Source organism: Aeromonas sp. SG16 (assembly GCF_024436135.1).
Taxonomy (GTDB): Bacteria; Pseudomonadota; Gammaproteobacteria; order Enterobacterales; family Aeromonadaceae; genus Aeromonas; species Aeromonas jandaei.
This window is the reverse complement of the sequence record NZ_JANFNW010000008.1, coordinates 165,469-191,574: the sequence shown is the minus strand read 5'-3', so window position 1 is coordinate 191,574 and position 26,106 is coordinate 165,469. Positions and strand designations below refer to the sequence as shown.

General features: G+C 62.1%; 26 protein-coding genes and 2 tRNA genes. 8 read left to right on the top strand and 20 right to left on the bottom strand.

Features of this window, described 5'->3' with window-relative positions:
* From NOM67_RS17510 to NOM67_RS17500, 3 genes are all read right to left on the bottom strand, one after another.
* Positions 1–257 (bottom strand): GTP-binding protein (locus NOM67_RS17510; protein ID WP_017765121.1); only part of this gene is annotated, 257 nt, incomplete at its 3' end.
* 173 nt (positions 258–430) lie between these two features.
* Positions 431–505, bottom strand: a tRNA-Gly gene (locus tag NOM67_RS17505).
* A gap of 38 nt (positions 506–543) precedes the next feature.
* A tRNA-Tyr gene (locus NOM67_RS17500) sits at positions 544–628 on the bottom strand.
* Between the two features lie 264 nt (positions 629–892).
* Between NOM67_RS17500 and coaA the strand changes: the two genes are divergently transcribed.
* Complete coding sequence (coaA, locus tag NOM67_RS17495) at positions 893–1,831, top strand: type I pantothenate kinase (RefSeq protein WP_033114855.1); 939 nt, start codon at positions 893–895, stop codon at positions 1,829–1,831.
* 100 nt (positions 1,832–1,931) lie between these two features.
* Here coaA and birA read toward each other — a convergent pair whose 3' ends face one another.
* Positions 1,932–2,897 carry a bifunctional biotin--[acetyl-CoA-carboxylase] ligase/biotin operon repressor BirA gene (birA, locus tag NOM67_RS17490; RefSeq protein ID WP_219276994.1) on the bottom strand — a complete coding sequence of 322 codons (966 nt, stop codon included), beginning with the start codon at positions 2,895–2,897 and terminating at the stop codon, positions 1,932–1,934.
* Positions 2,894–3,931, bottom strand: coding sequence for a UDP-N-acetylmuramate dehydrogenase (gene murB / locus NOM67_RS17485; protein WP_255938949.1), 1,038 nt, complete (start codon positions 3,929–3,931; stop codon positions 2,894–2,896). Before murB ends, birA begins: the two co-directional genes overlap by 4 nt.
* Positions 3,932–4,057: 126 nt before the next feature.
* Between murB and NOM67_RS17480 the strand changes: the two genes are divergently transcribed.
* On the top strand, positions 4,058–4,711 hold the full coding sequence (locus tag NOM67_RS17480) for a TrkA family potassium uptake protein (protein ID WP_041209574.1): 654 nt from the start codon (positions 4,058–4,060) through the stop codon (positions 4,709–4,711).
* Positions 4,708–6,063: a TrkH family potassium uptake protein gene (locus tag NOM67_RS17475; protein WP_255938947.1), complete on the top strand. Its 1,356-nt coding sequence runs from the start codon at positions 4,708–4,710 to the stop codon at positions 6,061–6,063. Before NOM67_RS17480 ends, NOM67_RS17475 begins: the two co-directional genes overlap by 4 nt.
* A gap of 74 nt (positions 6,064–6,137) precedes the next feature.
* On the opposite strand, the gene NOM67_RS17470 is transcribed toward NOM67_RS17475, so the two are convergent.
* The 3 genes from NOM67_RS17470 to NOM67_RS17460 form a co-directional block, all read right to left on the bottom strand.
* Positions 6,138–8,132 (bottom strand): DNA topoisomerase III, encoded by a 1,995-nt coding sequence (locus NOM67_RS17470; protein WP_255938946.1) that lies wholly within the window; start codon positions 8,130–8,132, stop codon positions 6,138–6,140.
* A gap of 67 nt (positions 8,133–8,199) precedes the next feature.
* Positions 8,200–8,697, bottom strand: a complete 498-nt coding sequence (locus NOM67_RS17465; RefSeq protein WP_071913853.1) for a response regulator — start codon at positions 8,695–8,697, stop codon at positions 8,200–8,202.
* Positions 8,698–8,751: 54 nt separating this feature from the next.
* Positions 8,752–10,716 carry an ATP-binding protein gene (locus NOM67_RS17460; RefSeq protein ID WP_201909027.1) on the bottom strand — a complete coding sequence of 655 codons (1,965 nt, stop codon included), beginning with the start codon at positions 10,714–10,716 and terminating at the stop codon, positions 8,752–8,754.
* A 276-nt stretch (positions 10,717–10,992) separates the two neighbouring features.
* Here NOM67_RS17460 and NOM67_RS17455 point away from each other — a divergent pair, with 276 nt between their 5' ends.
* Positions 10,993–12,123: a NapC/NirT family cytochrome c gene (locus NOM67_RS17455; RefSeq protein ID WP_255938945.1), complete on the top strand. Its 1,131-nt coding sequence runs from the start codon at positions 10,993–10,995 to the stop codon at positions 12,121–12,123.
* 21 nt (positions 12,124–12,144) lie between these two features.
* Complete coding sequence (gene torA / locus NOM67_RS17450; protein ID WP_255938944.1) at positions 12,145–14,625, top strand: trimethylamine-N-oxide reductase TorA; 2,481 nt, start codon at positions 12,145–12,147, stop codon at positions 14,623–14,625.
* A gap of 376 nt (positions 14,626–15,001) precedes the next feature.
* Here torA and NOM67_RS17445 read toward each other — a convergent pair whose 3' ends face one another.
* Genes NOM67_RS17445 through NOM67_RS17430 form a run of 4 tightly spaced genes read right to left on the bottom strand, consistent with a single transcriptional unit; the run spans position 15,002 to position 17,867 of the window.
* Positions 15,002–15,463 carry a hypothetical protein gene (locus NOM67_RS17445; RefSeq protein WP_041209567.1) on the bottom strand — a complete coding sequence of 154 codons (462 nt, stop codon included), beginning with the start codon at positions 15,461–15,463 and terminating at the stop codon, positions 15,002–15,004.
* A 41-nt stretch (positions 15,464–15,504) separates the two neighbouring features.
* The gene (locus tag NOM67_RS17440; protein ID WP_042031866.1) at positions 15,505–16,854 is read right to left on the bottom strand and encodes a sensor histidine kinase; all 1,350 of its coding nucleotides are present in this window, start codon (positions 16,852–16,854) and stop codon (positions 15,505–15,507) included.
* Positions 16,851–17,507, bottom strand: coding sequence for a response regulator transcription factor (locus NOM67_RS17435; RefSeq protein ID WP_005339826.1), 657 nt, complete (start codon positions 17,505–17,507; stop codon positions 16,851–16,853). Before NOM67_RS17435 ends, NOM67_RS17440 begins: the two co-directional genes overlap by 4 nt.
* A gap of 21 nt (positions 17,508–17,528) precedes the next feature.
* Positions 17,529–17,867, bottom strand: coding sequence for a PepSY domain-containing protein (locus tag NOM67_RS17430; protein WP_033114843.1), 339 nt, complete (start codon positions 17,865–17,867; stop codon positions 17,529–17,531).
* A gap of 63 nt (positions 17,868–17,930) precedes the next feature.
* On the opposite strand from NOM67_RS17430, the gene NOM67_RS17425 reads away from it, so the two are divergent.
* Complete coding sequence (locus tag NOM67_RS17425) at positions 17,931–18,179, top strand: PepSY domain-containing protein (RefSeq protein WP_041209565.1); 249 nt, start codon at positions 17,931–17,933, stop codon at positions 18,177–18,179.
* Here the strand turns inward: NOM67_RS17425 and msrQ are convergent.
* A complete protein-coding gene (gene msrQ / locus NOM67_RS17420; protein ID WP_255938942.1) occupies positions 18,176–18,802 on the bottom strand; it encodes a protein-methionine-sulfoxide reductase heme-binding subunit MsrQ in 627 nt (208 codons plus the stop codon). The genes NOM67_RS17425 and msrQ overlap by 4 nt on opposite strands.
* Entirely contained in the window at positions 18,793–19,797 is a 1,005-nt protein-coding gene (gene msrP / locus NOM67_RS17415) for a protein-methionine-sulfoxide reductase catalytic subunit MsrP (RefSeq protein WP_255938941.1), read from the bottom strand. Before msrP ends, msrQ begins: the two co-directional genes overlap by 10 nt.
* Before the next feature lie 369 nt (positions 19,798–20,166).
* Between msrP and NOM67_RS17410 the strand changes: the two genes are divergently transcribed.
* Positions 20,167–20,649 carry a DUF1097 domain-containing protein gene (locus NOM67_RS17410; protein WP_041209562.1) on the top strand — a complete coding sequence of 161 codons (483 nt, stop codon included), beginning with the start codon at positions 20,167–20,169 and terminating at the stop codon, positions 20,647–20,649.
* Between the two features lie 51 nt (positions 20,650–20,700).
* Here NOM67_RS17410 and NOM67_RS17405 read toward each other — a convergent pair whose 3' ends face one another.
* From NOM67_RS17405 to NOM67_RS17390, 4 genes are all read right to left on the bottom strand, one after another.
* Positions 20,701–21,981: a sigma 54-interacting transcriptional regulator gene (locus tag NOM67_RS17405; protein WP_042031871.1), complete on the bottom strand. Its 1,281-nt coding sequence runs from the start codon at positions 21,979–21,981 to the stop codon at positions 20,701–20,703.
* Positions 21,978–22,505: a hypothetical protein gene (locus NOM67_RS17400; protein ID WP_370689172.1), complete on the bottom strand. Its 528-nt coding sequence runs from the start codon at positions 22,503–22,505 to the stop codon at positions 21,978–21,980. The genes NOM67_RS17405 and NOM67_RS17400 overlap by 4 nt, the downstream gene beginning before the upstream one ends.
* The gene (locus tag NOM67_RS17395; RefSeq protein WP_041209559.1) at positions 22,502–23,902 is read right to left on the bottom strand and encodes a HAMP domain-containing sensor histidine kinase; all 1,401 of its coding nucleotides are present in this window, start codon (positions 23,900–23,902) and stop codon (positions 22,502–22,504) included. Before NOM67_RS17395 ends, NOM67_RS17400 begins: the two co-directional genes overlap by 4 nt.
* Positions 23,903–24,005: 103 nt before the next feature.
* Entirely contained in the window at positions 24,006–24,098 is a 93-nt protein-coding gene (locus NOM67_RS17390) for a YnhF family membrane protein (RefSeq protein WP_005341891.1), read from the bottom strand.
* A 124-nt stretch (positions 24,099–24,222) separates the two neighbouring features.
* Between NOM67_RS17390 and NOM67_RS17385 the strand changes: the two genes are divergently transcribed.
* Positions 24,223–24,783 carry a 2-amino-4-hydroxy-6-hydroxymethyldihydropteridine diphosphokinase gene (locus NOM67_RS17385; protein WP_156854128.1) on the top strand — a complete coding sequence of 187 codons (561 nt, stop codon included), beginning with the start codon at positions 24,223–24,225 and terminating at the stop codon, positions 24,781–24,783.
* On the opposite strand, the gene NOM67_RS17380 is transcribed toward NOM67_RS17385, so the two are convergent.
* Entirely contained in the window at positions 24,709–25,413 is a 705-nt protein-coding gene (locus NOM67_RS17380) for an SDR family oxidoreductase (RefSeq protein WP_156854130.1), read from the bottom strand. The two genes, NOM67_RS17385 and NOM67_RS17380, sit on opposite strands and share 75 nt — an antisense overlap.
* A 91-nt stretch (positions 25,414–25,504) precedes the next feature.
* Positions 25,505–26,041 (bottom strand): DUF2301 domain-containing membrane protein, encoded by a 537-nt coding sequence (locus NOM67_RS17375; protein WP_071913830.1) that lies wholly within the window; start codon positions 26,039–26,041, stop codon positions 25,505–25,507.
* Positions 26,042–26,106 lie beyond the last annotated feature (65 nt).

The following is a 26,106-nucleotide window of genomic DNA, read 5'->3' as shown; positions in this document are numbered from 1 at the left end:
GCGTGACCCGGGCAGTCTACGTGGGCGTAGTGACGGGTAGCGGTGTCGTATTCTACGTGGGAGGTGTTGATGGTGATGCCACGCTCACGCTCTTCCGGTGCCTTGTCGATCTGGTCGAAGGCGAAAGCTTTACCACCGAAGTGCTTGGCCAGCACGTTGGTGATAGCTGCAGTCAGGGTGGTTTTACCGTGGTCAACGTGGCCGATGGTACCCACGTTAACGTGCGGTTTATTACGCTCAAATTTTTCTTTAGACATGATCGTCCCTCTAAACTAACGCTGAGTACGCGGTGGCAAGCTAACCACAGAACAGTTTATATGATGGATTTGAATCTGGTGGGGAAGAGAGGCTGGTGCTGACAGACAGGTTCGACTGCCGACTTCACCCTGAGGGTGTAGCTCTTGGTATCGCCTGAGCCATATCAGCATCTTGGAGCGGGCAGCGGGAATCGAACCCGCATCATCAGCTTGGAAGGCTGAGGTAATAGCCATTATACGATGCCCGCATTTCTCTAACCCAAAGAACTCAAACCGCAGAGAAATATGGTGGAGGGAGAAGGATTCGAACCTTCGAAGGCAGAGCCGTCAGATTTACAGTCTGATCCCTTTGGCCGCTCGGGAACCCCTCCAGATGCCAGATTGTCACAGTGGTAATTCTGCTTGCACCCACTGTTTTTTATCGCTTTTGCCGAGCAAACAGGCGACAGACATCCAAGCGTCGCGCATTTTATTGTAAGGATTTGGGGGATGCAACCATTGCACCTTGCAAAATGTGGATTATTGCCGGGATCCGGGCAAAAAAGTGGAGGGATTCAGGCCAATCTGGATGCGTCCCTTGTCGCTCTCCACCCCTTGGTGTATGGTCGCCGTGCCAAAGAAACAGTGATGACACCATGACGACAGAGCATAACCCCTATCTGCAATTCACCCGCGAAAAATGGGCGTTATTGCGCGATTCGGTCCCCCTGACCCTGACCGAACACGATCTGCAAACCCTGCGCGGGATCAACGAAAAGGTGTCATTGAAGGAGGTAGAGGAGATCTATCTGCCCCTCTCCCGCCTGCTCAATCTCTATGTCAAAGCCAAGCAGCGCCGTAGCCGGGTACTTGAACAGTTCCTCGGCCAGTCACGCGGCAAGGGTACCTATATCATCAGCATCGCCGGCAGCGTGGCGGGAGGCAAAAGCACCACGGCTCGTATCCTGCAGGCGTTGCTGGAACGCTGGCCGGAGCACCCGCGAGTGGAGCTGGTCACCACCGACGGCTTCCTCTATCCCAACAAGGTGCTGGAGGAGCGTGGCCTGATGCGTCGCAAGGGTTTCCCGGAATCCTACGACATCCGCCATCTGGTGGAGTTTGTCGCCAATATCCGGGCTGGTCACGAGAAGGTGGAAGCGCCGGTCTACTCCCACCTTATCTATGACATCATCCCTGATGAGAAGAAGGTGGTAGAGCAGCCGGACATCCTGATCCTGGAAGGGCTCAATGTACTGCAGAGCGGCATGGATTATCCGCAGGAGCCGCACCGGGTGTTTGTCTCGGATTTCGTCGACTTCTCCATCTATGTGGATGCCGAAGCCGACCTGCTGCGCACCTGGTATATCGAGCGCTTCCTCAAATTCCGCAGTGGTGCTTTCTCGGACCCGGACTCCTACTTCCACCACTACGCCAAGCTGACCGAGAGCGAAGCGACCCAGATCGCCAACAACATCTGGCAGGATATCAACTATCTCAATCTGCAGGAGAACATCCTGCCGACCCGGGAGCGGGCCAACCTGATCCTGACCAAGGGCAACGAGCACGCCATCGAACAGATCAAGCTGCGCAAATAAGCACGGCAGTTCGCACCGCTGCGGATAGCCGGATAACAGAGAGGGGGCCCGCAGGCCCCCTCTCTTTTTTGTCGCTAACGATTATAGCCAAGCGCAACACTCAATCACCCCGACGCAGGGATAGTTCGCCACCCAGATAGAACTTGGTGCCCTCCTCCGTCTCCAGCCGCAGGGCGCCGCGATCGTCGATACCACGGGCGATACCGCGGATCTCCTGCTCCCCCATCAAGAGACGGACAGGGCGACCGGCAAAGTGGTCGAGCCGGTTCCACTGATCGACAAAACTCGCCAATCCGCTCTGCTCGAAGGTCTGCATCGCCCGCTGCAGATAGGCAATCATCCGGGCAGCGAGCTCATTGCGATCAACCAGCTCGGGATTGATGTGGCGCAGCTCGGCCCAGGCCTGATCGATCTTCTCCCCTTCGCGGGCCGGCATCGCCAGATTGAGTCCGATACCGATCACCAGATGGCAACTGGCGCCAGCGCTGCCACTCATCTCCACCAGAATGCCCGCCAGCTTGCGCCCCTGATAGTAGAGGTCGTTGGGCCACTTGAGTTCGACGCCGTGATAACCGAGAGACTCCAGCGCTTCCACTACGGCAACACCGACCGCCAGACTCAGCCCCATGGCGGCAGCCATCCCCTGCTCCAGCCGCCAGTACATGCTGAGGATCAGCTGGCACCCGAACGGCGAGACCCAGGGCTTGCCACGACGACCACGCCCGGCAGTCTGGCACTCGGCAAGGCAACTCTCGCCAGAGCGCAGTTGATTAACCCTATCCAGCAGATGCTGGTTGGTCGAACCGATCACCGGGAAGCAGTGCACCGGGGCCATCGGGGCCAGCGCCTGCAACTGCGCCTCGTCATAGAGCGCCATCGGCACCGCCAGCCGATAGCCCTTGCCGGTCAGGCTAAAGAGATCCAGCCCCAGCTCCTTGAGTGCGGCCATATGCTTGCTCACTGCCGCCCGGCTGATGCCGAGCTGCTCGCCCAGCTGTTCGCCGGAGTGAAACTGGCCGTCGCTGAGCAGGGTGATCAGGGTCTGTCTGATGGGAGTCAACGTCATGAGAGCACCTCATCGAGCCAGGTTTCACCCTGCGCGCCCATGAAGCGCACCTCGTGTTCCAGCACCACACCAAACTTCTGCTCCACGCTGTCGCGCACGTGGGCCGCCAACGCGATCAGCTCCATGGCGCTGGCGCCCCCCAGATTGACCAGTACCAGCGCCTGCTCCTGATGAACGGCGGCGCGGCCGATGGCAAATCCCTTGAGACCGCACTGATCGATGAGCCAGCCAGCCGCCAGCTTGGCTTGCCCCTCCCCGGCCGGATAACAGGGCATCTGCGGATATGTCAGTTTGAGCGAATCGGCCAGCGCGGCGGGCACCACCGGATTCTTGAAGAAGCTGCCGGCGTTGCCGAGTACGGCGGGATCCGGCAGCTTGGCCTTGCGGGTGGCGCAGACGGTGTCGAAGATGGCCTGCGCACTCGGCTGGTCGCCAAGCGCGGCCAGCGGGCCATAGCCCAGCACCGGCTGCCATGCTTTGGGTAGCTTGAGGCCGACTGCGGTGATCAGATGGGAGTCCTGATACTCGTGCTTGAAGATACTGTCGCGATAGCCGAAGCGGCACTGCTGCGCCTCGATCCGCTCGATCTCGCCGCTCTGCCAGTTGAAGGCCTCGACATAGGCACAGAAGTTCGCCAGCTCGACCCCGTAGGCACCGATGTTCTGCACCGGGGCCGCACCGACCGTGCCGGGGATGAGCGCCAGATTCTCCAGTCCGTACCAGCCCTGTTGCAGGGTATGGCAGACCAGTTGATGCCAATCCTCACCCGCTGCGACATGGAGCAGCCAGTGATCGCCCTGATCCTGAGCGGTAATACCCTTGAGACAGTTGAGCACCACCAGACCGTGGAAGTCGGTCGTAAACAGCACATTGCTGCCACCACCCAGGTTCAGACGGGGCAGCGTATTCAGTTCGGCATCACTTCGCAGGGCAGCCAGATCAGCGATCAGCTCCACCTCGGCCAACCAGAGGCAGTAAGCATCGAGGGAGAGGGTGTTGAGTTTCAACAAGGAGGCGTTGGCATTCAGTTTCATCTGTCTATCCCGGCTTGGTGCAAGGACGCAGTCTAACTCAAGTTGCCGGTGACGAAAAATCTGTGCTCTTTTCGGACGAATAACAGTGGTTTAGAGTAGTCAGCTTCAACTGTTGAGGAATAACTCATGAACAACCAGTTTGCCGTCATCGGCCTGGGCCTGTTTGGCAGCGCGCTGTGCGAAGAGCTGCAGCGGCAGGATGCCGAGGTGCTGGCTATCGATATCGACGAGAGCAAGACCCGCCAAATCGCCACCCTCTGCAACCACGTCGTCGTGGCTGATGCCACCGATGAGGCCACCGTCGCCGAGCTGGGGCTGGCCAACTTCGACATCGTCTTCGTCGCCATCGGTGACAACCTGGAAACCAGCATCCTCACCACCCTGGTGCTGAAAGAAGCGGGCGTGAAGAAGGTGTGGGTCAAGGCACGCGACAAGTTCCACGCCAAGATCCTGCAGAAAGTGGGCGCCGACAAGGTGATCAACCCCGAGTGGGACATGGGCCGCCGGGTCGCGCAGAGCATGCTCGACAACCGCCTGTTCGACTATCTCGAGCTGGGTCACGACATGGTGCTGACCGAGTTCGTCATCGGTTTGCAGCAAAATGGCAAGGCACTCAGCGACTTCCACCTGTTGCAGCAGAACGACTTCCAGCTGCTCGCCATCAAGCGCGGCGATGTGCTGCACAACGTGCTGACCGGCAAGATGGAGCTGCAACTGGGTGACATCCTCATCCTGGCAGGCAACAAACACGCGATCGACCACTGGCTGGAAACCCTATGACCCGTTGGCGCAACAGCTTTGCCTTCACCCTCAACCGGGACGATGACTCCCGCTGGAGCGAGGCCAAGCTGATCCTTGGCAGCTTTCTGATCATCCTGCTGATAGGCACCATCTTTCTGGTGCAGCCCTCCAGCCATAACGGCGAGGTGAGCTTCATCAATGCCCTGTTCACCGCCACCTCGGCCATCTGCGTGACAGGTCTTGGCGTGGTGGACACCGGCACCGCCTTCACCCTGCAGGGACAGATCTTTCTGATCATGTTGATGGAGATTGGCGGGCTGGGGCAGATGACCATGACCCTGCTGCTCATCGCCATCTTCAGCAAGCGGGTCGGCCTGCGCCAGCAGGTACTCGCCAAGGAGGCGCTGGGACAGGAGGGCTCGGTCAACATCATCCAGCTGGTGAAGCGTATCGTGCTGTTCGCCTTCATCGCCCAGCTGATCGGCACCGGCCTGATGGCCATTCGCTGGGTGCCCGAAATGGGTTGGAGTCGCGGCCTCTATGTCAGCTTCTTCCACGCTGTCTCAGCCTTCAACAACGCAGGTTTCTCGCTGTTTGCCAACAACCTGATCAGCTACCGGGATGACCCCCTCATCTGTCTGACCATCGCCGGCCTGCTGATCCTCGGCGGTATCGGCTTTACCGTTATCGTCGATCTGGTGCGCAACCGTCGCTGGCGCAAACTGAAGCTGCACAGCAAGCTGATGATCCTGATGACGCCGGCCCTGCTGCTGCTGGGGACCGTGGTCTTCTGGCTGCTGGAGCGCAACAACCCGGGCACTTTTGGCAACGCCGGTATTGGCGGCCAGCTGCTGGCGGCCTTCTTCCAGTCGGCCAGCGCCCGTACCGCGGGCTTCAACTCCATCGACATCGGCCAGATGGTGCCCGCCTCGCTGCTGTTCATGATGATGCTGATGTTTATCGGTGCCGGTGCCACCTCCACCGGTGGTGGTATCAAGGTGACCACCTTTGCCGTGGTGCTGCTGGCGACCAAGGCGTTTCTTACCAAGCGCCCTCACGTCACCGCCTTCGGCCGCACCCTGTCGCCCCAGATCGTCACCCGCTCGCTCGCCATCATCATCGTCAGCACCATGGTGCTGATGCTGGCCATGTTCCTGCTGATGATCACCGACGCCCTGCCGTTCGACAAAATCATGTTCGAAACCATCTCGGCCTTTGCCACCGTCGGTCTCTCCACCGGCATCACCCCGAGCCTGAGCGGCCCGGGCAAATTCATTCTGGTGCTGGTGATGATCTGCGGCCGTCTCGGCCCGCTCACCCTCGCCTTTATGCTGGCCCGCCCGAGTGAGACCCGCATAAAGTATCCGGAAGAGAGCGTCTACACCGGTTAATGACCGCTGGTCGTTACGCCGACAAAAAGAGGGGCCATCATGGCCCCTCTCCTTTTCCTGCCGACTCCCCATGGTCAGGCAGCCTGGCTTTTGGTCGTCCGCTTGCCCGTGCTCCTGCCTGCACTTTTGCCTGAACTCTTGCGGGGCGCTGCGCCGCCAGCAGCCGGACTCTTGCGCTTGGCAAAGCGCCGCCTGCCGGCCCCAGGCGCCTCCTTGGGCAGGGCGCTGAAGCTGGTGCCAGAGTCCTGCCGCGCCCCCTCGATCAGGCCGTGCAGCTGCTCGGTGAGCGGCCCCATAAACTGCTGATAGCTGCCGTGACGCTCGGCGATCTGGCCGAGGCTCTGCTCCCACAGCGCCGTCATATCCGGCGTGGTGGCAGTGGCAGGCAGCGCCTGCACCAGTGCCCGCCCGGTCGGTGTCGCCTTGATGCTCTTGCCCTGACGCACCAGAAAGCGGCGCTTGAACAGCAGATCGATAATGCCCGCACGGGTCGCCTCGGTGCCGAGGCCGTCGGTCTCGCGCAGGGTCTTGCGGATCTCGGGATCCTGCACATAGCGGGCGATGCCGGTCATGGCCGCCAGCAGGGTGGCATCGGTGAATGACTTGGGCGGCTGGGTCATCTTCTCCTGCAACTCGCCCCGCTCGCAGAGCAGCTGTTCGCCCTCCTTCAGCGCGGGCAGCGTGCCCGCCTTCTCTTCGTCGTCATCCTCCTCCACCCCGAGCAACGCCTTCCAGCCCGCTTTCAGAATGCGCCGCGCCTTGGCCTGAAACAGGCCACCGGCGATGCGCAGCAGCACCTTGCTGTCGTTGTATTCGAACGGGGGATAGAACTGCAGCAGGTACTGGCGGGCAATCAGGCCGTAAAGCTTCGCCTCGTCGGCCCCCAGAGTGGCGGGGTTGCCCTGCTTCTCGGTGGGGATGATGGCGTGGTGGGCATCCACCTTGCTGTCGTTCCACGCCTTGCTGCGGATCTTGCCATCAGCCTCGGCAACCGCTCTGGCCAGCGCTGGAGCAGTGGCAGCGATGGCGCCGCGCACCTGCTCGGCCCGCTTGAAGTGGTCGGTCGGCAGATAACGGCTGTCGGAGCGCGGATAGGTGATGAGCTTGTGGCGCTCGTAGAGGCTCTGGCAGATGTCGAGCACCCGCTTGGCATCCATGCCGAAGCGCTTGGCGGCATCGATCTGCAGGCTGGATAGGTTATAGGGGAGCGGGGCCGCCTGCTTGCGGGCCTGCTCCTCCACCGATTCAACCTGTGCCGGCTGGCCGTTGATCCGGCTCACCACCTTGTCGGCCAGCGCCCGGTTGAGCACCCGCCCCTCCTCGTCCTGCCATGGCAGGCAGGCTTCGGACGGCAGCCACTTGGCGGTGAAGCGCTCGTTGCTATCGGTCAGCAGATGGGCCAGCACTTCGTAGAAGGGTTTGGGGACGAAGGCCTCGATCTCGAGATCCCGCCGCACCACCAGCCCGAGCAGCGGGGTCTGCACCCGACCAACCGAGAGCAGCTCGCTGCAACCGGCCTTGCGTCCGAGCAGGGTGTAGGCGCGGGTCATGTTGATGCCGTAGAGCCAGTCGGCCCGACTGCGAGCCAGCGCCGAGACCGCCAGCGGCACGAACTCCTTGTTGTCTCTGAGCTTGTCGAGAGCACGGCGCACCGCGGGCGGGTTGAGATCGCTGATGAGGCAGCGCTGCACCGGCCTGGTTTTCGGGTAGCCGAGAAAGTCGATCACCTCGTCCACCAGCAGTTGTCCTTCCCGGTCCGGGTCACCGGCGTTGACCACGCAGTCGGCCTGCTTGATCAGCCGCTTGATGACGGTGAGCTGGGTTTTGGTCTTGGGCTTGGCCACCAGCTGCCACTGGGCGGGGACGATAGGAAGATGCTCCATCCGCCACTGCTTGAAGGCGGCGTCATAGGCATCCGGTTCTGCCTGCTCCAGCAGATGGCCGATGCACCAGGTGACCACATCCCCCTGGGCGGTCTCGATAAAACCGTCGCCCTTCTTGTGGGGCTTGGGCAGGGCATCGGCAATGGCGCGCCCCAGAGTGGGCTTCTCGGCGATAAAGAGTCGCATCGGTGACTACCTGAAACACTGTATATGCAGACAGTATACAGCGCCCACCAATAAAGCCCAACCGCGACTATTCGTCGAACGGATTGTCGTGAATGGCGGCAAACAGCCGCGCCTGATTGAGCACGGGGGCATAGTGGAAGGCGTTGTCGCCATCCTCCGCCAGCAGGTAGTCGGTCAGCTGCTCGCGCACCGCCTCCTGCAGGGTCTCCAGCTTCCACGGTTTGGCAAGGTAGTAGTGCAATCCGCCGCGATTGACCGCCTCTATGGTCGCCTCCAGCCCCGCCTGCCCGGTGAGCAGCAGCTTGCGGCTGGCCCGGGTCGCGCTACGCCGGTTCAGCTCTACCAGAAAGTCGACCCCCAAAGTTCCCGGCATGATGTGATCGCAGAGGATCAGTGCCAGCCTGCCCCCCTCCCGCTCCCACTCGTGCACCACCTCGCGCGCCTCATCGACGCTCTCGGCGCCATCCAGCTCGAAATGGCTGCGAAACGGCGCGAGGTCGTGGAGCACCGCCTCCAGCACCTCCCGCTCATCGTCCACGCACAGGATCAGATAGTGTTTGTTCATTGCTCCTCCTTGGCGGCGCACCACGGCACGCCCTCTTTTGGCAGATGCGTCCGCTCAGGCCGCATGCTCGTTGTGGCGGGGCTCTCCCCCGTAGTCGGCCATCCCGATATCCCCCAGCGGCAGGCATACCCGCATCCGGGTGTAACGCCCCGGCTCGGAGGCCACCTCGATCCGGCCGTGATGCTGCTGCACGATCTGCAGCGAGACGCTGAGGCCAATGCCGAGACCGAAGTGCCCCTCCCGCTTGGTGGTAAAGTTGAGATCGAAGATCCGCTGCCACAGCTCGGGCTCGATGCCACAGCCGCTATCCTCCACCTCCACCATCACCCAGCCGGGCTCCGGCAGGCCGGTGCGCACCGTCAATCTACCCGGCTCGCTCATGGCATCCAGACTGTTGGCGATGAGGTTGGTCCACACCTGCTGCAGGGCGGCGGGATGGCAGCGCACCAGCGGCAGCGGCTGGTACTCCTTGCAGAGCTCATGCTGCTTGAGGCGGTTCTCAAACATCAGCAGGGTATCTTCCAGCCCCTCGTGCAAGTCCACCAGCGAGGGCTCGTCCCTGTCCTGCCGGGCATACTGTTTGAGGCTCTTGACCAGATCGCCGATGCGGCGGGCACACACCTCGATATTGCGCAGGAAGCTGCCGGTCTGCTGGAACAGCTCCAGCTGCACCAGCAGTGCTTCCCGCTCACTGGCGGTGCGTCCGGCAAACCAGCGCTGCCAGCTCAGCTCGTCATCCAGATTCATCTGCACCGCCAGCCGCGCCTGCTGACGCTCGCCAAAGCGCCGTTCGGCCTGCCGGGTCTTGTCGCGGATCTCGCTGGTCGAGACCGGCTGGGAGGAGAGCGCCTGACAGAGAGTCTGATTGCCCAGCCCCTTGAGGGGGGCGGGCAGTTCGAGGTTGATGAGATCGGGGATGGCGGCGCGCAGGGTCTCGCTGCCTCGGATAATGGCCGCCACCGGGTTGTTGAGCTCGTGGGCGACACCGGCCACCAGCTGCCCCAGCATCGCCATCTTCTCGCTCTCCATCAGCTGGGCATGAGCCGCTTCGAGGGAGTCGAGGGTCTGTTGCAACCGCATCTCGGTGCGGATGCTGTTTTGCAGGCGACGGTTGAAATGGCGCAGCAGCAGGTTGGTAAAGGAGGGGAGCAGCTCGCTGCGCGCCTCCATGACGCGGGAGAACTGCAGCTTGTCGAGTTTGATCACCTCGGCGCCGGTCAGGGTCACTCCAGTGGTAAAGGCGGGTTCGCCGGTGACGAAGGACATGCCCCCCACCAGCGCGCCGGAGCGGTAATGCACCACCTCCTGATCGACTCCGTGGGCGTCGCGCTTGCGCAGCACCACCTCCCCCTTGGCGATAAACCAGAGGAAGCTGTTGGGCTCCCCCTCGCGGGTCAGCACATGGCCCGGACTGTAGTGGCGGCAGACCCGCGCCTCGTCGTTGCCTTCGAAAAACTGGTAGAGGCCGTCGATCACCACCCGCGACAACTCCTCGTCGCTGCAGCGGGTGTAATCCATAAAGCCCTGACGATACTCGGCCAACTGGCGATCGACATGGGCCCGCAGCAGTCGCTGGTTGTCGAGCACGGTTGCATAGCTCAGCAGATCCGCCTCCGGGCAGTGCAGCACGAACTGGCTCGCCTGCTCGATGACGGCGCGGCGCAGGCTGCCGTCGCGCCAGGGGCGCTGCAGGTAGTAGTCGAGGCGGCCGAGGTTGACCGCCTCGATGATCGATTTCATCTCGGGCTGGCTGCCCAGCAGGATCTTGCGGCACGCCTCGTGCTGGCTGCCGAGTCGGATCAGAAAGTCGGCCCCGCGGCCATCCCCCAGATCACTGTCGCACACCACCACGGCCGGCGGCTGCCCCTTGCGCTCCAGCTCCTCAAGCGCCAACTCGGCCGACTCCTGCCCGGTGGCGACCACCAGCGCAAAGCGGCTGAGCAGCGGGGCCAGCTCCTGTTCGAACTCGGCCAGCAGCTGGACATCGGCGGCGACACACAGCAGGGAGAAAGGGCTCATCAGCGACACTCCGTTGAGGCTCAATCCCGACTATATCAACGAATCCGTCAGGGTTTTGCGAGGGGGCTAACAGCGGCAGAAGAAAGTAAAATAATCATTAAATCGACAATTTTCAGAACTAAATTCGACAAATCAGTCAATAACAAAACATGAATCACAATGTGACGCACATCTTAAAATTCAAACCATGATTGAGGTCAACGCCCCCTGCCCCCCTGATGACTACCATGTACCTACTACTATGTTGGTATTCATCGACCACAGGACACAGCCCCCATGATTGGAAAACTGATAAGAAAACCCTGGTTCTGGCTCCTGCTGCTGGGCGCCATGCTGGGTATCGCCGCCCTCGGCGTCACCGTGACCGTGCTGCACAAGACCAGCTCCACCGAATTCTGCGTCTCCTGCCACTCCATGCAGACCCCGCTGGCCGAGTATCAGGGCAGCGTCCACTTCCAGAACACCAAGGGGATCCGCGCCGAGTGTGCCGACTGCCACATCCCGGGCGACCCTACCTCCTATCTGTGGACCAAGATCCGCGCCGTGAAGGATATCTATCACGAGGCGATCGGCACCCTCGATACCCCAGAAAAGTATGAAGCCCACAAGCTGCGGATGGCCCAGACCGTGTGGGACGAGCTGAAAGCCAATGACTCCGCTACCTGCCGCAGCTGCCACAGCTACGCAGCCATGGACATTCTGGCCCAGCGCCCCAACGCCCGCGCCGAACACCCCATCGCCATCAAGGATGGCCAGACCTGCATCGACTGCCACCGCGGCGTCGCCCACATCATGCCCGACATGAGCGGTCTGGCTGCCGCCGGTGCCAGCGAACTGGCGCAGGCCGCCGCCCAGACCCCGGCCAGCGTCACCACCCGCTACGCCATCGCCACCACCCCGCTCTATCTGGATGCCAACGCCAAGACCGATGAAGGCACCCTGATGCCCTCCACTCAGGTTGAGATGATGGGCAAGGAGAATGGCCGCGCCCGGGTGCGCATCGATGGCTGGCAGCAGGATGGCGTGAGCGAAGTGTTCTACGCCGCCCCCGGCAAACGGATCCTCAGCGTGCTGGTCGGCGATGCCGCCAAGAAAGCGCTGGTCACCGGCAAGAGCGAAACCGACAGCGCCACCAACCTCACCTGGCATCAGGTCAGCCTGACCGCCTGGGTAGACGAGAGCCAGCTCATCGGCGATCAGGGCAAGCTGTGGCAGTACGCCTCCACCCTGATGTCCAACAACTGCACCGGTTGCCACGGCCTCACCGCGCTGGATCACTTCAACGCCAACCAGTGGATCGGCGTCATCAAGGGGATGGAGTCTCGTACCTCCCTCACCCCGGAACAGGCACGCATGCTGACCCAGTATGTCCAGAAACACGCCAGCGACATGAGCGCGGCCCACTGAGGCTGGTAGAGGAGAATCCCAATGACCCGTTTTAACGACAAGAAGACCAATCTCTCCCGCCGCAACCTGCTCAAGGGGCTCGGTGCCTGCGCCGCCCTGCCCCTGCTCGGCGGCATTTTCCCGAAAAGCGCGCTGGCGCAAGCCATCAGCACCGCATTGAGCCAGTTCCCGACTCTGGTGCCCGCCCAGAAAGGCATTCTGACCGGCGCCCACTGGGGTGCCTTCGAGGCGATCGTCGAGGATGGCCGCATGGTGCGCGTCCAGCCGGTGGCCGATGATCCGGCGCCGAACGATCTCATCGACATGGCGCCGTTCCAGGTGCACGCCAAGAACCGCATCAAGTACCCCATGGTACGCAAGAGCTGGCTGGAGCACGGTCCGGGTGCCAAGCCGGAGCTGCGCGGCGCCGACGAGTGGGTACGGGTGAGCTGGGAGAAAGCCATTGCACTGGTGGCCGGCGAGATCCAGCGCGTCCAGTCTGACTTCGGCCCGCAGGCGATCCACGCCGGTTCCTACGGCTGGAAGAGTGTCGGCATGTTCCACAACAGCCGCACCCTGCTGCACCGCCTGATGAACCTCTCCGGCGGCTTCACCGGTTATGCCGGTGACTACTCCACCGGTGCGGCTCAGGTGATCATGTCCCACGTGATGGGCTCCATCGAGGTGTACGAACAGCAGACCGCCTGGCCCAACGTGGTGGAGAACGCCGAACTGGTGGTGTTGTGGGGGGTCAACGCTCAGGTCACCCTGAAGAACAGCTGGAACATGCCGGATCACGAAGGTCAGGCTGGCTTCAAGGCGCTGAAAGAGAAAGGCACCCGCGTCATCAGCATCGATCCAATCTACAACGAGACCGCCAAGCTGGTCGGCGCCGAGTGGATTGCTCCGAACGCCTACACCGACGTGGCCATGATGCTGGGGGTGGCCCACACCCTCTACAGCGAGAAGAAGCACGATCAAGCCTTCCTCGATCGCTACACCGTCGGCTTCGACAAGTTCCTGAACTACCTGCTCGGCAAGGATGACGGTCAGCCGAAGAGCGCCGAGTGGGCGAGCACTGTCTGCGGCGTCGATGCCAAGGTGATCCGCCAGCTGGCTCTCGACATGGCCGCCAAGCGCACCATGATCATGGCCGGTTGGGGCATGCAGCGTCAGCAGCACGGCGAACAGCCTAACTGGATGCTGGTCACTCTGGCCTCCATGTTGGGCCAGATCGGCCTGCCGGGCGGCGGCTACGGCTTCAGCTACCACTACTCCTCCGGTGGCAGCCCCACCGCCAAGGGCGGCATTCTGGCCGGTATCTCCGCCGGCAACGCACCGAAGAACAGCCCGGCACCGATCCCGGTGGCCCGTATCGCCGACTGTCTCGCCAACCCGGGCAAGACCATCGACTTCAACGGCCGCAAGGTGACCTATCCGGACATCAAGCTGGTCTACGTGGCGGGCGGCAACCCCTTCCACCACCATCAGGACACCAACAACCTGCTGCAGGCGTGGCGCAAGCCACAGACCGTGATCGTTCACGAACCCTACTGGACCGCCACCGCCAAGCACGCCGACATCGTGCTGCCGGTCACCACCAGCTACGAGCGCAACGATCTGGAGATGGGCGGCGACTACTCCCAGCGCTATGTGTTCCCGATGCACCAGTGCGTGCCGCCGCAGTTTGAAGCTCGCAACGACTTCGACATCTTCAGCGCCATCGCCGCCAAACTGGGTGTGCAGGAGCAGTACACCGAAGGGAAGGACGAGATGCTGTGGCTCAAGCAGATGTACGACGGCATGGCCGCGCAGGCTCGCGGCGCCCGGGTGGCGCTGCCGCCGTTCAACATGTTCTGGGAGTCCAACAACTACATCCGCTTCCCGATCCCCGAGGCCAACCGCCAGTGGATCCGTCACGCCGATTTTCGCGAGAACCCGCTGCTCAACCCGCTCGGCACCCCGTCCGGCAAGATCGAGATCTTCTCCAACACGGTGGCCGGGATGGGTTACGCCGACTGCGCCGGTCATCCCAAGTGGTATGAGCCTAGGGAGTGGGTGAAAAGTGAAGTGGCGGCGCGCTATCCGCTGTCGCTCAACACCTCCCACCCGACCCAGCGGCTGCACTCCCAGCTCGACAACACCCCGCTGCGGGACAAGTTCGCCATCGCCGACCGCGAGGCGATCATGATCCATCCCGCCGATGCCAAGGCCCGTGGCATCGCTCAGGGGGATCTGGTGCGCGCCTTCAACGAGCGCGGCCAGATTTTGGTGGGCGCCCTGCTCTCCGAAGATGTGCGTCAGGGGGTGGTGCGGATCTGCGAAGGGGCCTGGTATGACCCGGCCAAGCCGGGCGAAGCGGGCAGCATCTGCAAGAACGGCAACGTCAACTGCCTCACCTTCGACGAGGGCTCGTCCAGTCTGGCGCAAGGCAACTGCGGCCACATGGCCCAGCTGCAGATCGAGAAGTACACTGGCCCGGTGCTGGCCAACACCGCCCACGCGGTACCGGCCAACGGCTAAGGCGGTTGCTACCGGACAAAACGGCGCCATCATGGCGCCGTTTTTTTATCCCGGTTGTGGCGGGGAGATCCCCTGTCGGGATAAGTGCCAGCGCCAATAGCGAAGATCGGCAGATCCCCTCACACAGCGCTGGCGGCGCTCGCTGGCACCGTGAGGGGGCCTGATTATCCTGTATAAATTTAATTTATGACTTTTCCGATAATGACCCGATTTTTACTTATACCAATAACCAGGCGCCCCATGGCGGCCCTGCCCGGCTCTTATGCCGCCCCAGAGGGCACCACCCGATCACCATAAGGACGCACCATCCGCGCCAATAAAAACGGCGCCCGAAGGCACCGATTCTTTATCGCTGCGATGACAGGAGAGAGGGAAATCAGAACTCGCCCTCTTCCATATACTCCTGCGCGCACTCCACCAGTTGCGGCCAGAGCTCTTCCGGCACCCAGGCATCCGGGTCATCTTCGTCGCCATCGTACTGGCTCCAGAAGTAGCGGCGCAGGCCAGAGGCAAAGTCGTCGCTGATCTCGGCCAGCTCCGAGAGCGGCCCCAGCCAGGCGATGCGACGCAGGCCGGAGGCGAGATCGTTGATGGCATCCATCAGGGTGCGATCGTCGAAGCTCTGCTCCACCAGCAGGGTGAAGCGGTCACGCGCCTGCTCGGTCTGCTCCTCTTCCAGCTCGCCCACGTCGGCCAGCAGATCGACATAATCCTCCAGCAGGTAGGCAATCAGGCCATCCCGATCTTCAAACCACTGGATCTGGGCACCCTTGATCCCCAGAACCGAAGCATCGAATGAGTCGTCGAGGTGACACAGTGCCCATGGATCATCAGTCATGGTTCTCTTCCTCAGGCTAAAACAGGTGCCATATCTTATGCCTAGCTCTCCACTCTTGCCACCTTGGGCAGCGAGAGTGAAGCCGCCAGCCCGCCCAGTTCGGCGCGCCCCATGATGAAGCTGCCGCGGTAGGCTTCCGCCAGATCGGAGACGATGTTGAGGCCAAGGCCCGAGCCCGGCACCTTCTCGTCGAGCCGCACCCCGCGCAGCACCGCCTTGGCGATCTGATCCTCGCTCATGCCGGGGCCGTCATCCTCGATGCGCAAGGTGATCCAGCCCCCCAGCTCGGCGCTGGAAATGCGCAGCTCGCTGGCGGACCACTTGAAGGCGTTCTCCAGCAGGTTGCCCACCATCTCGTCGAAGTCCTGCTCCTCCACCCCGACCGCCAGTTCGGCCGGCACCTGCAGATCGACTGTCTTGCCCGGATAGAGGCGGGAGAAGGCGCGGCAGATGTACTCCACCCGTGCCCGCACCGGGGTCGAGACCCCGAGGATCTTGGCGGCGCCGGTCACCCGCGCCTTGCCGAGGTGGTAATCGATGTGGCGCTGGATCTGGTCGAGCTGCTCGCCGATGGCGGCCTGATCCTCGGGCGAGAGCTGGGCCACCTGATTGCGCATGATGCTGAGCGGCGTCTTGAGGGCGTGGGCCAGATTGCCGGTGTGAGAGCGGGCCCGCTGCAACAGTTCGCCGTAGTGGTGCAGCAGCCGGTTGATATCCTCCACCAGCGGCTGGATCTCCAGCGGATAGCGCAGCCGGAACCCCTCCTGATGGCCCTGATGGACCCGCCCCAGCTCCCGCCGCAGCAGGTTTAAGGGGCGCAGGCCGTAGACAATCTGGAACATGAAGCCGAGCACCAGACCGGTCGCGGCAAAGCCGAGGCCGAGGAACAGGCTGATGCGGGTCTTGTTGAGGGTCTGGGTCAGGGCGCTGCTGTCTTTCGCCATCACCAGGGTAAACAGCCGATCCGAGCCCGGCAGCAGCACGGCCCGGGTCATGATCAGCAGCGGCTCCTTGTTGGGCCCCTTGCCAAAGAAGAGATCGGGGTCGCCAAAGGCGGATTTGAGGCCGCGGCTCTCCAGATGGGTATCCCACAGGGAGCGGGAGCGCCCTACCACCTTGTGATCCAGCTCCAGCTGCCAGTAGTAGCCGGAGTAAGGCTGGCTGAAACGGGGATCTGACATCGGCTCGGTCACCACCGGCAGGCCGGTTTTCGCCACTTCCAGCCGGGAGAGCAGATCATAGAGCTGCAACCGCAGGCCGTCGGCTTCCGCCTCCTGCCAGTAGTTGCGCATCATGGTCTGCAGACTGAAGCCGGTGGCGAACAGAAACAGCCCGCACCACACCAGCGCGATGGCGAGCAGTCGCCCCCGCAGGGTTCTCACCAGCCTCATTCGTTGATCCGGTACCCGAGGCCGCGCACTGTCTCAATCAGATCGGGGTTGGTCTTCTTGCGGATCCGGCCGATGAACACCTCGACCGTGTTGGAGTCGCGGTCAAAATCCTGAGCGTAGATGTGGTCGATCAGCTCGCTGCGCGACACCACCTTGCCCCGGTGCTGCATCAGATAACCGAGCACCCGGAACTCGTGGGCGGTCAGCTTGATGGGGGTCCCTTCGTACCACACCTGCGATGCCGCCATGTCGAGACGCACCCCGCCGATCTCCAGAATGGAGCTGGCGTTGCCCGCCGCCCGGCGCACCAGCGCATGCACCCGCGCCACCAGCTCGGCCACCTGGAACGGCTTGGTGAGGTAGTCGTCGGCACCGGCGTTGAGCCCCTCGATCTTCTCGTGCAGCTGGCCACGGGCGGTCAGCACCAGCACCGGGGTATCGATCCCCTTGCTGCGCCACTCTTTCAGCACACTCAGGCCATCGCGACCCGGCAGACCGAGATCGAGAATGATGGCGTCGTAGGGCTCGGTCTCGCCGAGAAAACCGGCCTCGTTGCCATCGTGGCAGAGGTCGGTGACAAAGCCGGAGAGGCGCAGCTGTTCAGCCAGCTGGCCGGCCAGAATTTTTTCGTCTTCAACAATCAGAATTCGCATGAACAGGCTTCCACAAAGAGGTTACTCATCATCCTCGACCGGGGGCTTGGGTGGCTCGAACAGCCGCTCCAGATGGTGGCCCTTGGCCCACACCATCTCCAGGTTGTCGGCCCGATAGGCCACCTTGAGCACGCTGTTCTCCCGATCGATCACGCGCAGTTCATAGAGCCAGATACCATCCTCTTCCCCCAGATCGACCCGCAGAACCCGCACCGGCAATCTGGATGCCACCTCCATCATTTCGTGGAAGGGCCGAACCCGTCCCTCATGGACAGCTTGCTGCAACAGGGCTTCGTCAGGCGTCAGCGCCTGCGCCAGCACTGGCAACAACAACCCGATCAGAGGGAGCGCTCTATTCATGGATGATTCATCTCCAAAAACCTAACATAATGGCGTTTATAGTCTGCCAGCCATGAATCCGGAATGAATATGATCCCGCGCAGTTTCCTGCTGATCCTCTGCCTGCTGAGCGCCTCAAGCTGGGCTGCCCAGAGCCGCCTCGATATGGCCGGGCTGGTCAAACTGTTGCTGGCGCAAGGGTATCACGACATTCGCGAAGTGGAGCTGGAAGGGGACAAATTCGAGGTCAAAACCCTCGACCGCCAGAATGAAAAGGTACATCTCATCGTCGATGCCTACACTGGCGAGATCAAAAAACAAGAGGCCGATTAGGCCTCTTTTGCTTTCCAGCGCAGCCGCCACGGGCGCAGCAGCTTCTCCCGCCTCGGCCAGAGCAGGGCGCAGGCCAGCAGCAGGTAGATGAGCGGCTCCAGCCAACCGCTCTTGAGCGACCACCAGTAGTGCACGGGCACCAGCAGGGCCACTGCATAAACCCAGTTGTGCAGCTTCTGCCACGCCGCCCCCATCCGCCGCTGCAACGCAGGGAGCGAGGTGATGCCCAGCGCCAGCAACAGCAGCAGCGCCACCATCCCCACCACGATATAGCGGCGCTTGACCAGCTCGCCACCAATCAGCCCCCAGTCAAACTGCAGATCCAGCCCCAGCCACACCATGAAGTGGAGCAGCGCCCAGACCATGCACCAGAGCCCGAGGGGGCGGCGCAGCTTGATGAGCTGCCCCTGCCGCCAGCGTTTGGCCAGCGGCGAGACCAGCAGAGTGAGCAGCAGCAGGTTTAGCGCCCCCTTGCCGAGGTAGTGGATAAGTTCGGGCACGGGGTCGCCCCCCAGCAGACCGGCCGGCAGGGCGTACCCCAGCCAGAACAGAAAGCCGAGGGAACCCAGATGCACCAGCGCCCGCAAGCCGCTGATATGTGAGGCTTTCAGTTTCAGTACCATTGGCGCAGATCCATCCCCTGATAGAGCGAGGCGACCTCGTCACCATAGCCGTTGAACATCAGTGTCGGCTGGCGCTTGGCACCGAACAGCCCACCCTCGCCGATGAACCGCTCGCTGGCCTGACTCCAGCGCGGGTGATCCACCTGCGGGTTGACGTTGGCGTAGAAGCCATATTCGTTGGGGGCAAGCAGATTCCAGGTGGTGGGCGGCATCTCCTCCACCAAGCGGATGGAGACGATGCTCTTGATGCTCTTGAAGCCGTACTTCCACGGCACCACCAGCCGGATTGGTGCGCCGTTCTGGGCGGGCAGAGTCTTGCCGTAGAGCCCCATGGCGAGGAAGGAGAGCGGGTGCATCGCCTCGTCGATACGCAGCCCTTCCACATAGGGATACTCGATGCCGCCGCCCAGCGAGGCAGAGGCCTGACCGGGCAGCTGTTTCGGGTCGAACAGGGTCTCGAAGGCGACAAACTTGGCGCGGCTGGTCGGTTCGGCACGGCGGATGATCTCGGCCAGCGAGATGCCGTTCCACGGCAGTACCATGGACCAGGCTTCGACGCAGCGCAGCCGGTAGATACGCTCCTCCAGCTCGGTTTTGTTGATGAGATCCCACACATCCAGAGTAAAGGGTTTGGCGACCTCCCCCTCCACCTTCAACGTCCAGGGTTCAGGTTTGAGGTAATGGGCGTTACGGGCCGGATCCGTCTTGTCGGTACCGAGCTCATAGAAGTTGTTGTAACTGGTGGCCTTCTCTTCCGGTGTCAGCACCAGATCGGCTGGCCGGGTGGCCTGCTTGCTGTTGAGCGGCTTGGTGGCTAGCTGAGGCGCATCCTCTTTACCGCGCAGCAGATCGAGTACTCCCGCCTGAGTGGGGAAAGCGAGGGTGGCGGCGCCCAGACCCAGCCCCTTGAGAATGAGGCGGCGATCCTGATAGACGGCTTCCGGGGTGACATCCTGTTCGGTGAGATGATGGGGGGCACGACGTTTGATCAACATGAAAAACTCCCGGGGCAGTTAGAGGCGACAGAGATAAGACCCGCCCCGGCAGATTTTTATTTCACACCGGATTACATCAGGTGGTACAGGGGCAGCGCCTTGGCCATGGTTCCGACCAGAAACAGCACTACGAATACCAGCAGGGGAACGATCACATTTGGCACCATCAGACTCACTCCATGAGCAGGACAGGGCCTCTAACTATGGTCGAGGCTTTGGCCGGTCACCAATGAATTTTTTTCGCGAGCGCAAGCGTATTCCTGAGTTGAAAAAGGTGATGGAGATCACACACAATTCCGCCCCCGCTTGCCGCCCCGATTGCCAGGGGTAGGCTGCCCGTTTTCGTGAAGCCAACTGAAGAGTCACGCCATGAGCCCACTGATCGCCATCGCTATCACCACAGGTATTCTCTCCGCCGTATGGGGCTGGCTGGCCGTCGCGCTAGGCCTGCTCTCCTGGGTCGGCTTCCTCGGCTGCACCAGCTATTTCGCCTCCAGCGGCGGCTATAAGGCGCTGCTGCAGACCATCTTCTGCAACGCCAGTGGCATGCTGTGGGCGCTGCTGCTGATCCATGGCGGTGACCTGTGGGGGGCCGGCGTGGCGGGTTATGTGATGACGGGCGTAGTGGCGACCCTGATGTGCGTGCAGGCCAAGCAGCAGTGGCTCGGCTATATTCCCGGCACCTTCGCCGGCTGCTGCGCCACCTTCGGGGCGGCGGGTGAGTGGCGGCTGGTGCTGCCCTCGCTGGTGATAGGTGCCCTGTTCGGTTATCTGATGAAGGCGAGCGGACTCTGGCTCTCCCAAAAGACCCTGAAGCCCCGCAACGCGGATGGCGTCACCGACCCAGCCTGAGCGATATCCACGGCGAAGCGGCCCTCCCATTCAGGGCCGTTTCGCACAGAGTTACCCTTTCGATTTGAAGTTTGCCGCCTCGATGCCGTGCCGGTTCAATAGCTTGTAGAAATCGGTACGATTCCTCCCCGCCATATTGGCTGCCAGAGTCACGTTGCCCTCTGTGGTGCGCAGAAGCCGGATCAGATACTCCTTCTCGAACTCGGCCCGCGCCTCGTTGAACGAGGGGATGCCACCGCCACCACCGCTCAGGGCCGACTCCACCATGGATACCCCGATCACCGGGCTGCAGCAGAGGCTGGCCAGCTGCTCCACCACGTTGCAGAGCTGGCGCACGTTGCCGGGCCAGGCCGCCGCTGCCAGCATCGCCAGCGCCTCGGGTGAAAAGCCCATGGCGGCGCAGTCACTGTTGCGACTGCGGTAGTCATCGAGGGCCTGACGGGCCAACAGGGGGATATCCTCGCTGCGGGCGCTAAGGGATGGCAGGGTAATATTGGCGACGTTGAGACGGTAGAAGAGATCTTCGCGAAAGCGCCCCTCCTCCATCGCCCTGACCAGATCCTGATGGCTCGAGCTGAGCACCCGCACCTCCGGGGTGCCCTGACCATACTCCTCCATCACCTGCAGCAACTTGGCCTGCAGAGATTCCGACAGGCTGCCGATCTCGTCGAGAAAGAGGGTCGCCCCCTTGGCCTGCTCGAACAGACCGGAGTGACCATCCTCCCCGAACAGCTGCAGATCGAGGGCTGCCCAGGGAATGGCGGCACAGTTGATGGTGTGCAGCGGCCGCTCGCGCCGCTGGCTCGCCTGATAGAGCGCCTGTGCCATCGCCCCCTTGCCGGAACCGGACGGCCCCATGATCAGCACGGGCACCTCCATGGTGGCGATGCTGTGCGCCTGGATCAGCAGCTGCTCCAGCTGGGGATTGCGGGTCAGGATCAGCGACTGCCACTCCAGCTGCTGCTTCGGGCGGGTCAGGCTGAGGGCCTGCTCTATGGTGGCCAGCAGCTCATCCTTGTCGATGGGTTTGGTCAGAAAGCTGAATACCCCGGAACGGGTCGCCTGGATGGCATCGGGGATGGTGCCGTGGGCGGTCATGATGATGACCGGCAAGCCGAGCCACTGGGCCTGGATCCGCTCGAACAGCGCCAGCCCGTCCATGCCACCCATGCGCAAGTCACTCAGCACCAGATCGGCGCGCTGCTGCCGCAAACGGTCGAGCGCCCCCTCCGCACTGTCGGCGGTATCCACTTCATAACCCTGACTGCGCAAGCGCATGCTCATCAGTTTGAGCAGGCTGACGTCGTCATCCACCAGCAAGATCCGGCTCATGGTACTACCTCGCGATGTTCATTCAGCTTGCGCTGGTTGAGCTGCTCGTCGATGGCCGAGAGCTGCTCGATCTGGCGGCGCAGCTTCTGGATCTCCTGACTCTGGTCATCGCGCCGGCTGTCGCGGGCCAGCAGCTCCTCGCCAAGGGCGATCCAGCTGCGCAAAAACGCCTGGGCGTCGAGCCCCAGCTCCGGCAGCATCTTCTTCAGGCGCGCCAGACCGGCGCGGCGAGTGGCGACTGCCTCGGCGGGGTGGGAATCGACCATCGCCAGACTGACCCGGCTCTCGAGATCGTCAGCCCCCTTGAGGCGCTGCCGCTCCTGCACCCGCTGCTGGGGATGGCTGGCCAGCAACCAGTCGGAGTATTGCAGGCGCACCTGCATCTCCTTGTTGGCAAACTCCATTCGCTTGGCAAAAGCGATATCGGAGGACTCCTGCCGTGCCTGCGGCGGCAGCCAGGAGCAACCCGCGAGCAGCCCGGCTAGCAGGGCTGGAAATACGCGCTGTATTTTCATAGACCTCATTTCAACGTCAACCTGAAGCAGACATCTGCCTGTTCATCCTTCACCAGAACCAACTCCCCTCCCAGGCTGGAGGCAGACTCGCGAGCGATTGAAAGCCCCATGCCAGAGCCTTTCAGGACACCTTGCCGCACTGTGCTGCCCTGCTCGAAGGGTTCAAAAATGCGCTGCCGGTCTGCCTCGGGGATCTCGGGCCCCTCATTGGCGACCTCCAACCAGCTAGCCTGCTCCTCTGCTCCGGCGCGGATCCAGATATTGCCACCCTGGGCACCATAACTGACGGCGTTGGAGAAGAGGTTATCGAGGATCAACCTCAACCGGTAGGGCTCTGCCCACAAGGTAACCGGTTCGGTCGGCAAGTGTACACGGATCTGCTTGGACTCCAATGCCAGCCGATACTCGGCAGAAAGTTCTGCCAGCATGGGCAACAGGGGAACCGGCTCCAGCTCGAACGTCTCCTGCTGGGTGAGGCGGTTGAAATCGAGCAGCCGCTCGATAAGGGTCTGCAAGCGGCGACTGTTCTCATCCAGCATCTGGCAGATCTCCAGCTGATCCGGTGTCAAAGGCCCGACCAGCTGCTCGCAGAGCAGATCCGACCCCTCGCGCAGTACCGCCAGCGGGGTCTTCAGTTCGTGGGAGACATGGCGCAGGAACTGGTATTTTTGCAGCTCCAGCTCCTTGAGTTTGTCGTGCAGCCAGAGGATCCGCTCCCCCAGCAACACCAGTTCGGCGGGGCCATCCACCGGCTGTGGATCCGGCTCGACCCCCGCGCCCAAGCTCAAGATACGCGACTCAATTTGTCGTACCGGATGGGTGATCAGGTAGGTGAAGATAAAGACCAGCAGCAGGCTGATCACCGCCACCACAGCGCTGACCCACCAGAGCTCTTTGGTCAGGGCATCAATGGCCAGACGTACCCGATCCATCTGCTCGTCAACCCGGCTGCGGGTGCCCGCCTCCAGCTGCTGACTCAAGCGATTGAACTGGTCGAGGATGTCACCCGCCACCGCCTTTTTGGCCTGCCCCCCCTCCTGCAACGAGCCAAATTGCGCGAGCAGCTCATCAAGGCCGCCATAGAGCTGGGGGTCGGAGAGGGAGTTGCGATGCTCCGCCAGCAGGCGGTGATACCCCTCAAGCTGCAGCCGGTAGCTGGCCAGACTGCGGCTATCCCCCAGCACCGCAAAGCGGCGCAGGGTGCGCTCGATATCGATGGCTTGTGCAGTAAGCAAGGTGGCACGGCGGGTATCCTTGACCGCCCGCTCCATCTCGTCGCTGGTGAGCTGGCTCAGGTGGGTCAGGGCATTGGTGTTGTGCCAGATCATGCCACCGAGCGGCATCAGCACCAGCACAAACCCTATCAATACCACCTGCAGCAGGGAGCGTGGGCGAACCTTGGTCATCGTCTCTTCTCTTGCGTTCTCACCGGTGCGCCAGCATAGCCCTCAGCGCCCAAAAAACAAAACCGGCCAACAGGCCGGTTCGGATTATCTGGATTGTGGTGACTCACGCCAAAGCGACAGAAGCCAGACAGATGGTCAGGATCATCGCCAGCGCGCCCGAGGCGGTCAACAGCGCCCATTTCAGCTCAACACTCATGCAAACCTCCTTTCTGCCAATCAGTGCCGGATCACAATAGATAAGACAATGTTACGCCATAGTTAATCCGATAACCGTGAGCTGCGTATACATTTCAGATGAGCCCCAACCAAGGATGGTGAACATGTTCTATCTGTGTAGCATTGGTTCCAATCTTGACCCAAAAAGTCATGTCACCAAGGTGCTGGAGGAGCTGGCCAGCCGTTTTGGCCGTTTGCAGACCAGCTCGGTGATCAGCACCAAGCCGGTGGGGATGCGCTCCAGCCATGACTTTCTCAACTGTCTGCTGATCCTGGAGAGCGAACTGGATGCCTCCGCCCTGAAACAGGCCTTTGTGGCCATGGAAGTGGGTCATGGCCGCGACCGCAGCGATCCCCTCTGCAAGGTGCACGACCGCCCGCTGGATATCGACATTCTCGCCAGCAACCCGCACGGCGACTTTGCCGCTGAGCAGGTCGACTCCTACCTCATCGAGCTGCTGGCCGAACTCTACGGACGCGGCGAGGTGCACGATCCCAAGGTTGTGCTGCAGCTGCATCTGCCCGCCGGCTCGGGTAAAACCGTACATATCCGGTCGATAGGTCTGGAGCCAGCCACGGTTTGCATGCCATCAGAGCACAGCCAGAGCGCGCCCCCCATCCACCTTGATGCTGGCCCCGGTCATATAGCTGTTCGCCATCAGTAACTGCACCGCCTGCCAGATAGGCTCCAGCCCTCCCTCCCGCGCCAGCGGCGTTTTCGCCAACACCTGCTGGCGCCACGCCTCGTCATGCTCGTCGAGAAACAGGATGGGGCCCGGCTCTATGGTGTTGACCCGGATTGCCGGGGCCAGTTCGCGGGCAAAGCTCATGGCCAGCGAATGGGCTCCCGCCTTGGTGGCCACATAGCTGGCAAAGCGCGGGGCCGGAGCGTGGATGTAGATATCGGTGATGTGGATGATGCAGGCGTTGGCGTTGCTCGCCAGTTGCGGTGCCAGCGCCCGGTTGAGCTGGAAGGGGGCCGCCATGTGCACCCGGTAGAACTGATCAAACTGGGCCAGCTGGGCCGCGGGCTCGGCCGCCTGCGGCTCGAACGCCGAGGCGTTGTGGAGCACCAGCGCCAGATCCTGATGGGATGCCAGCACCTCGATCAACTTACCCACCTGCTCTTCACTCGCCAGATCAGCCTGCACCAGCTCGATACCCAGAGCCCGCAGCCGCGCCAGCTCGGGTCGCTCGCTGCGATAGCTGCCGGTCACCTGCCAGCCCGCCGCCACCAGCTGTTCACAGAGATAAAATCCGAGTCGACGGCCGCAGCCCGTAACCAATGCACGCATACGATCTCCTTTCCCTTTCATCCTCATCCATGAGTTGCGCCGTTAACGCAGTATCAGCCGAGTGGCACCGACGCCACTTCCGGTAACAGAACTAGATCTGGTAACGCCCCTTGTCACCAATATCAAAATGGAGGGGCATCCGCCACTTGGCCAGCGCCAGCAGGGTGAGCAGAGCCCCGCTCACCAGTGCAACCAGCGCCGCGGCCCATGCCACTTGCAACCACTCCAGCAACCACAACAGCGGCAGCAGCAATGGCACCAGCTTGATCCCGGGGATCGCAAAACAGAACTGCTCCTTGAAAGCCAGCCCGGATAGGGTGACCAGGGCGGCCCCCAGCACCAGTGCATCCGGTGCTCCGATGGACAGCAAGGCCAGTGCGGCCCATCCAGAACCCTGAAGAATCAGTCGAATCCGCTTGTCGTAGATGTGCAACGAAAAGGCGCAGATAGCGCTTGCCAGCGCCAGCAACATCAACCATTGTGCCGGTGGCAGCAGGTCACCATGACTCAGCAAGGCCGCACCGCGACAGAGTAGCAACAGCGCCGCACCGCTCAAGCCAAGGCGATACAGGAGGACGGTCAACTTGTCTATCCCGTCCAGCGGGCTTTCGATTTCAGGGTTTGCCATACACTGTCGCCTCTACCAATCAGGAGCCACCCAATATACGGGGAGCAGGCTCCAAGGTTCTTCAT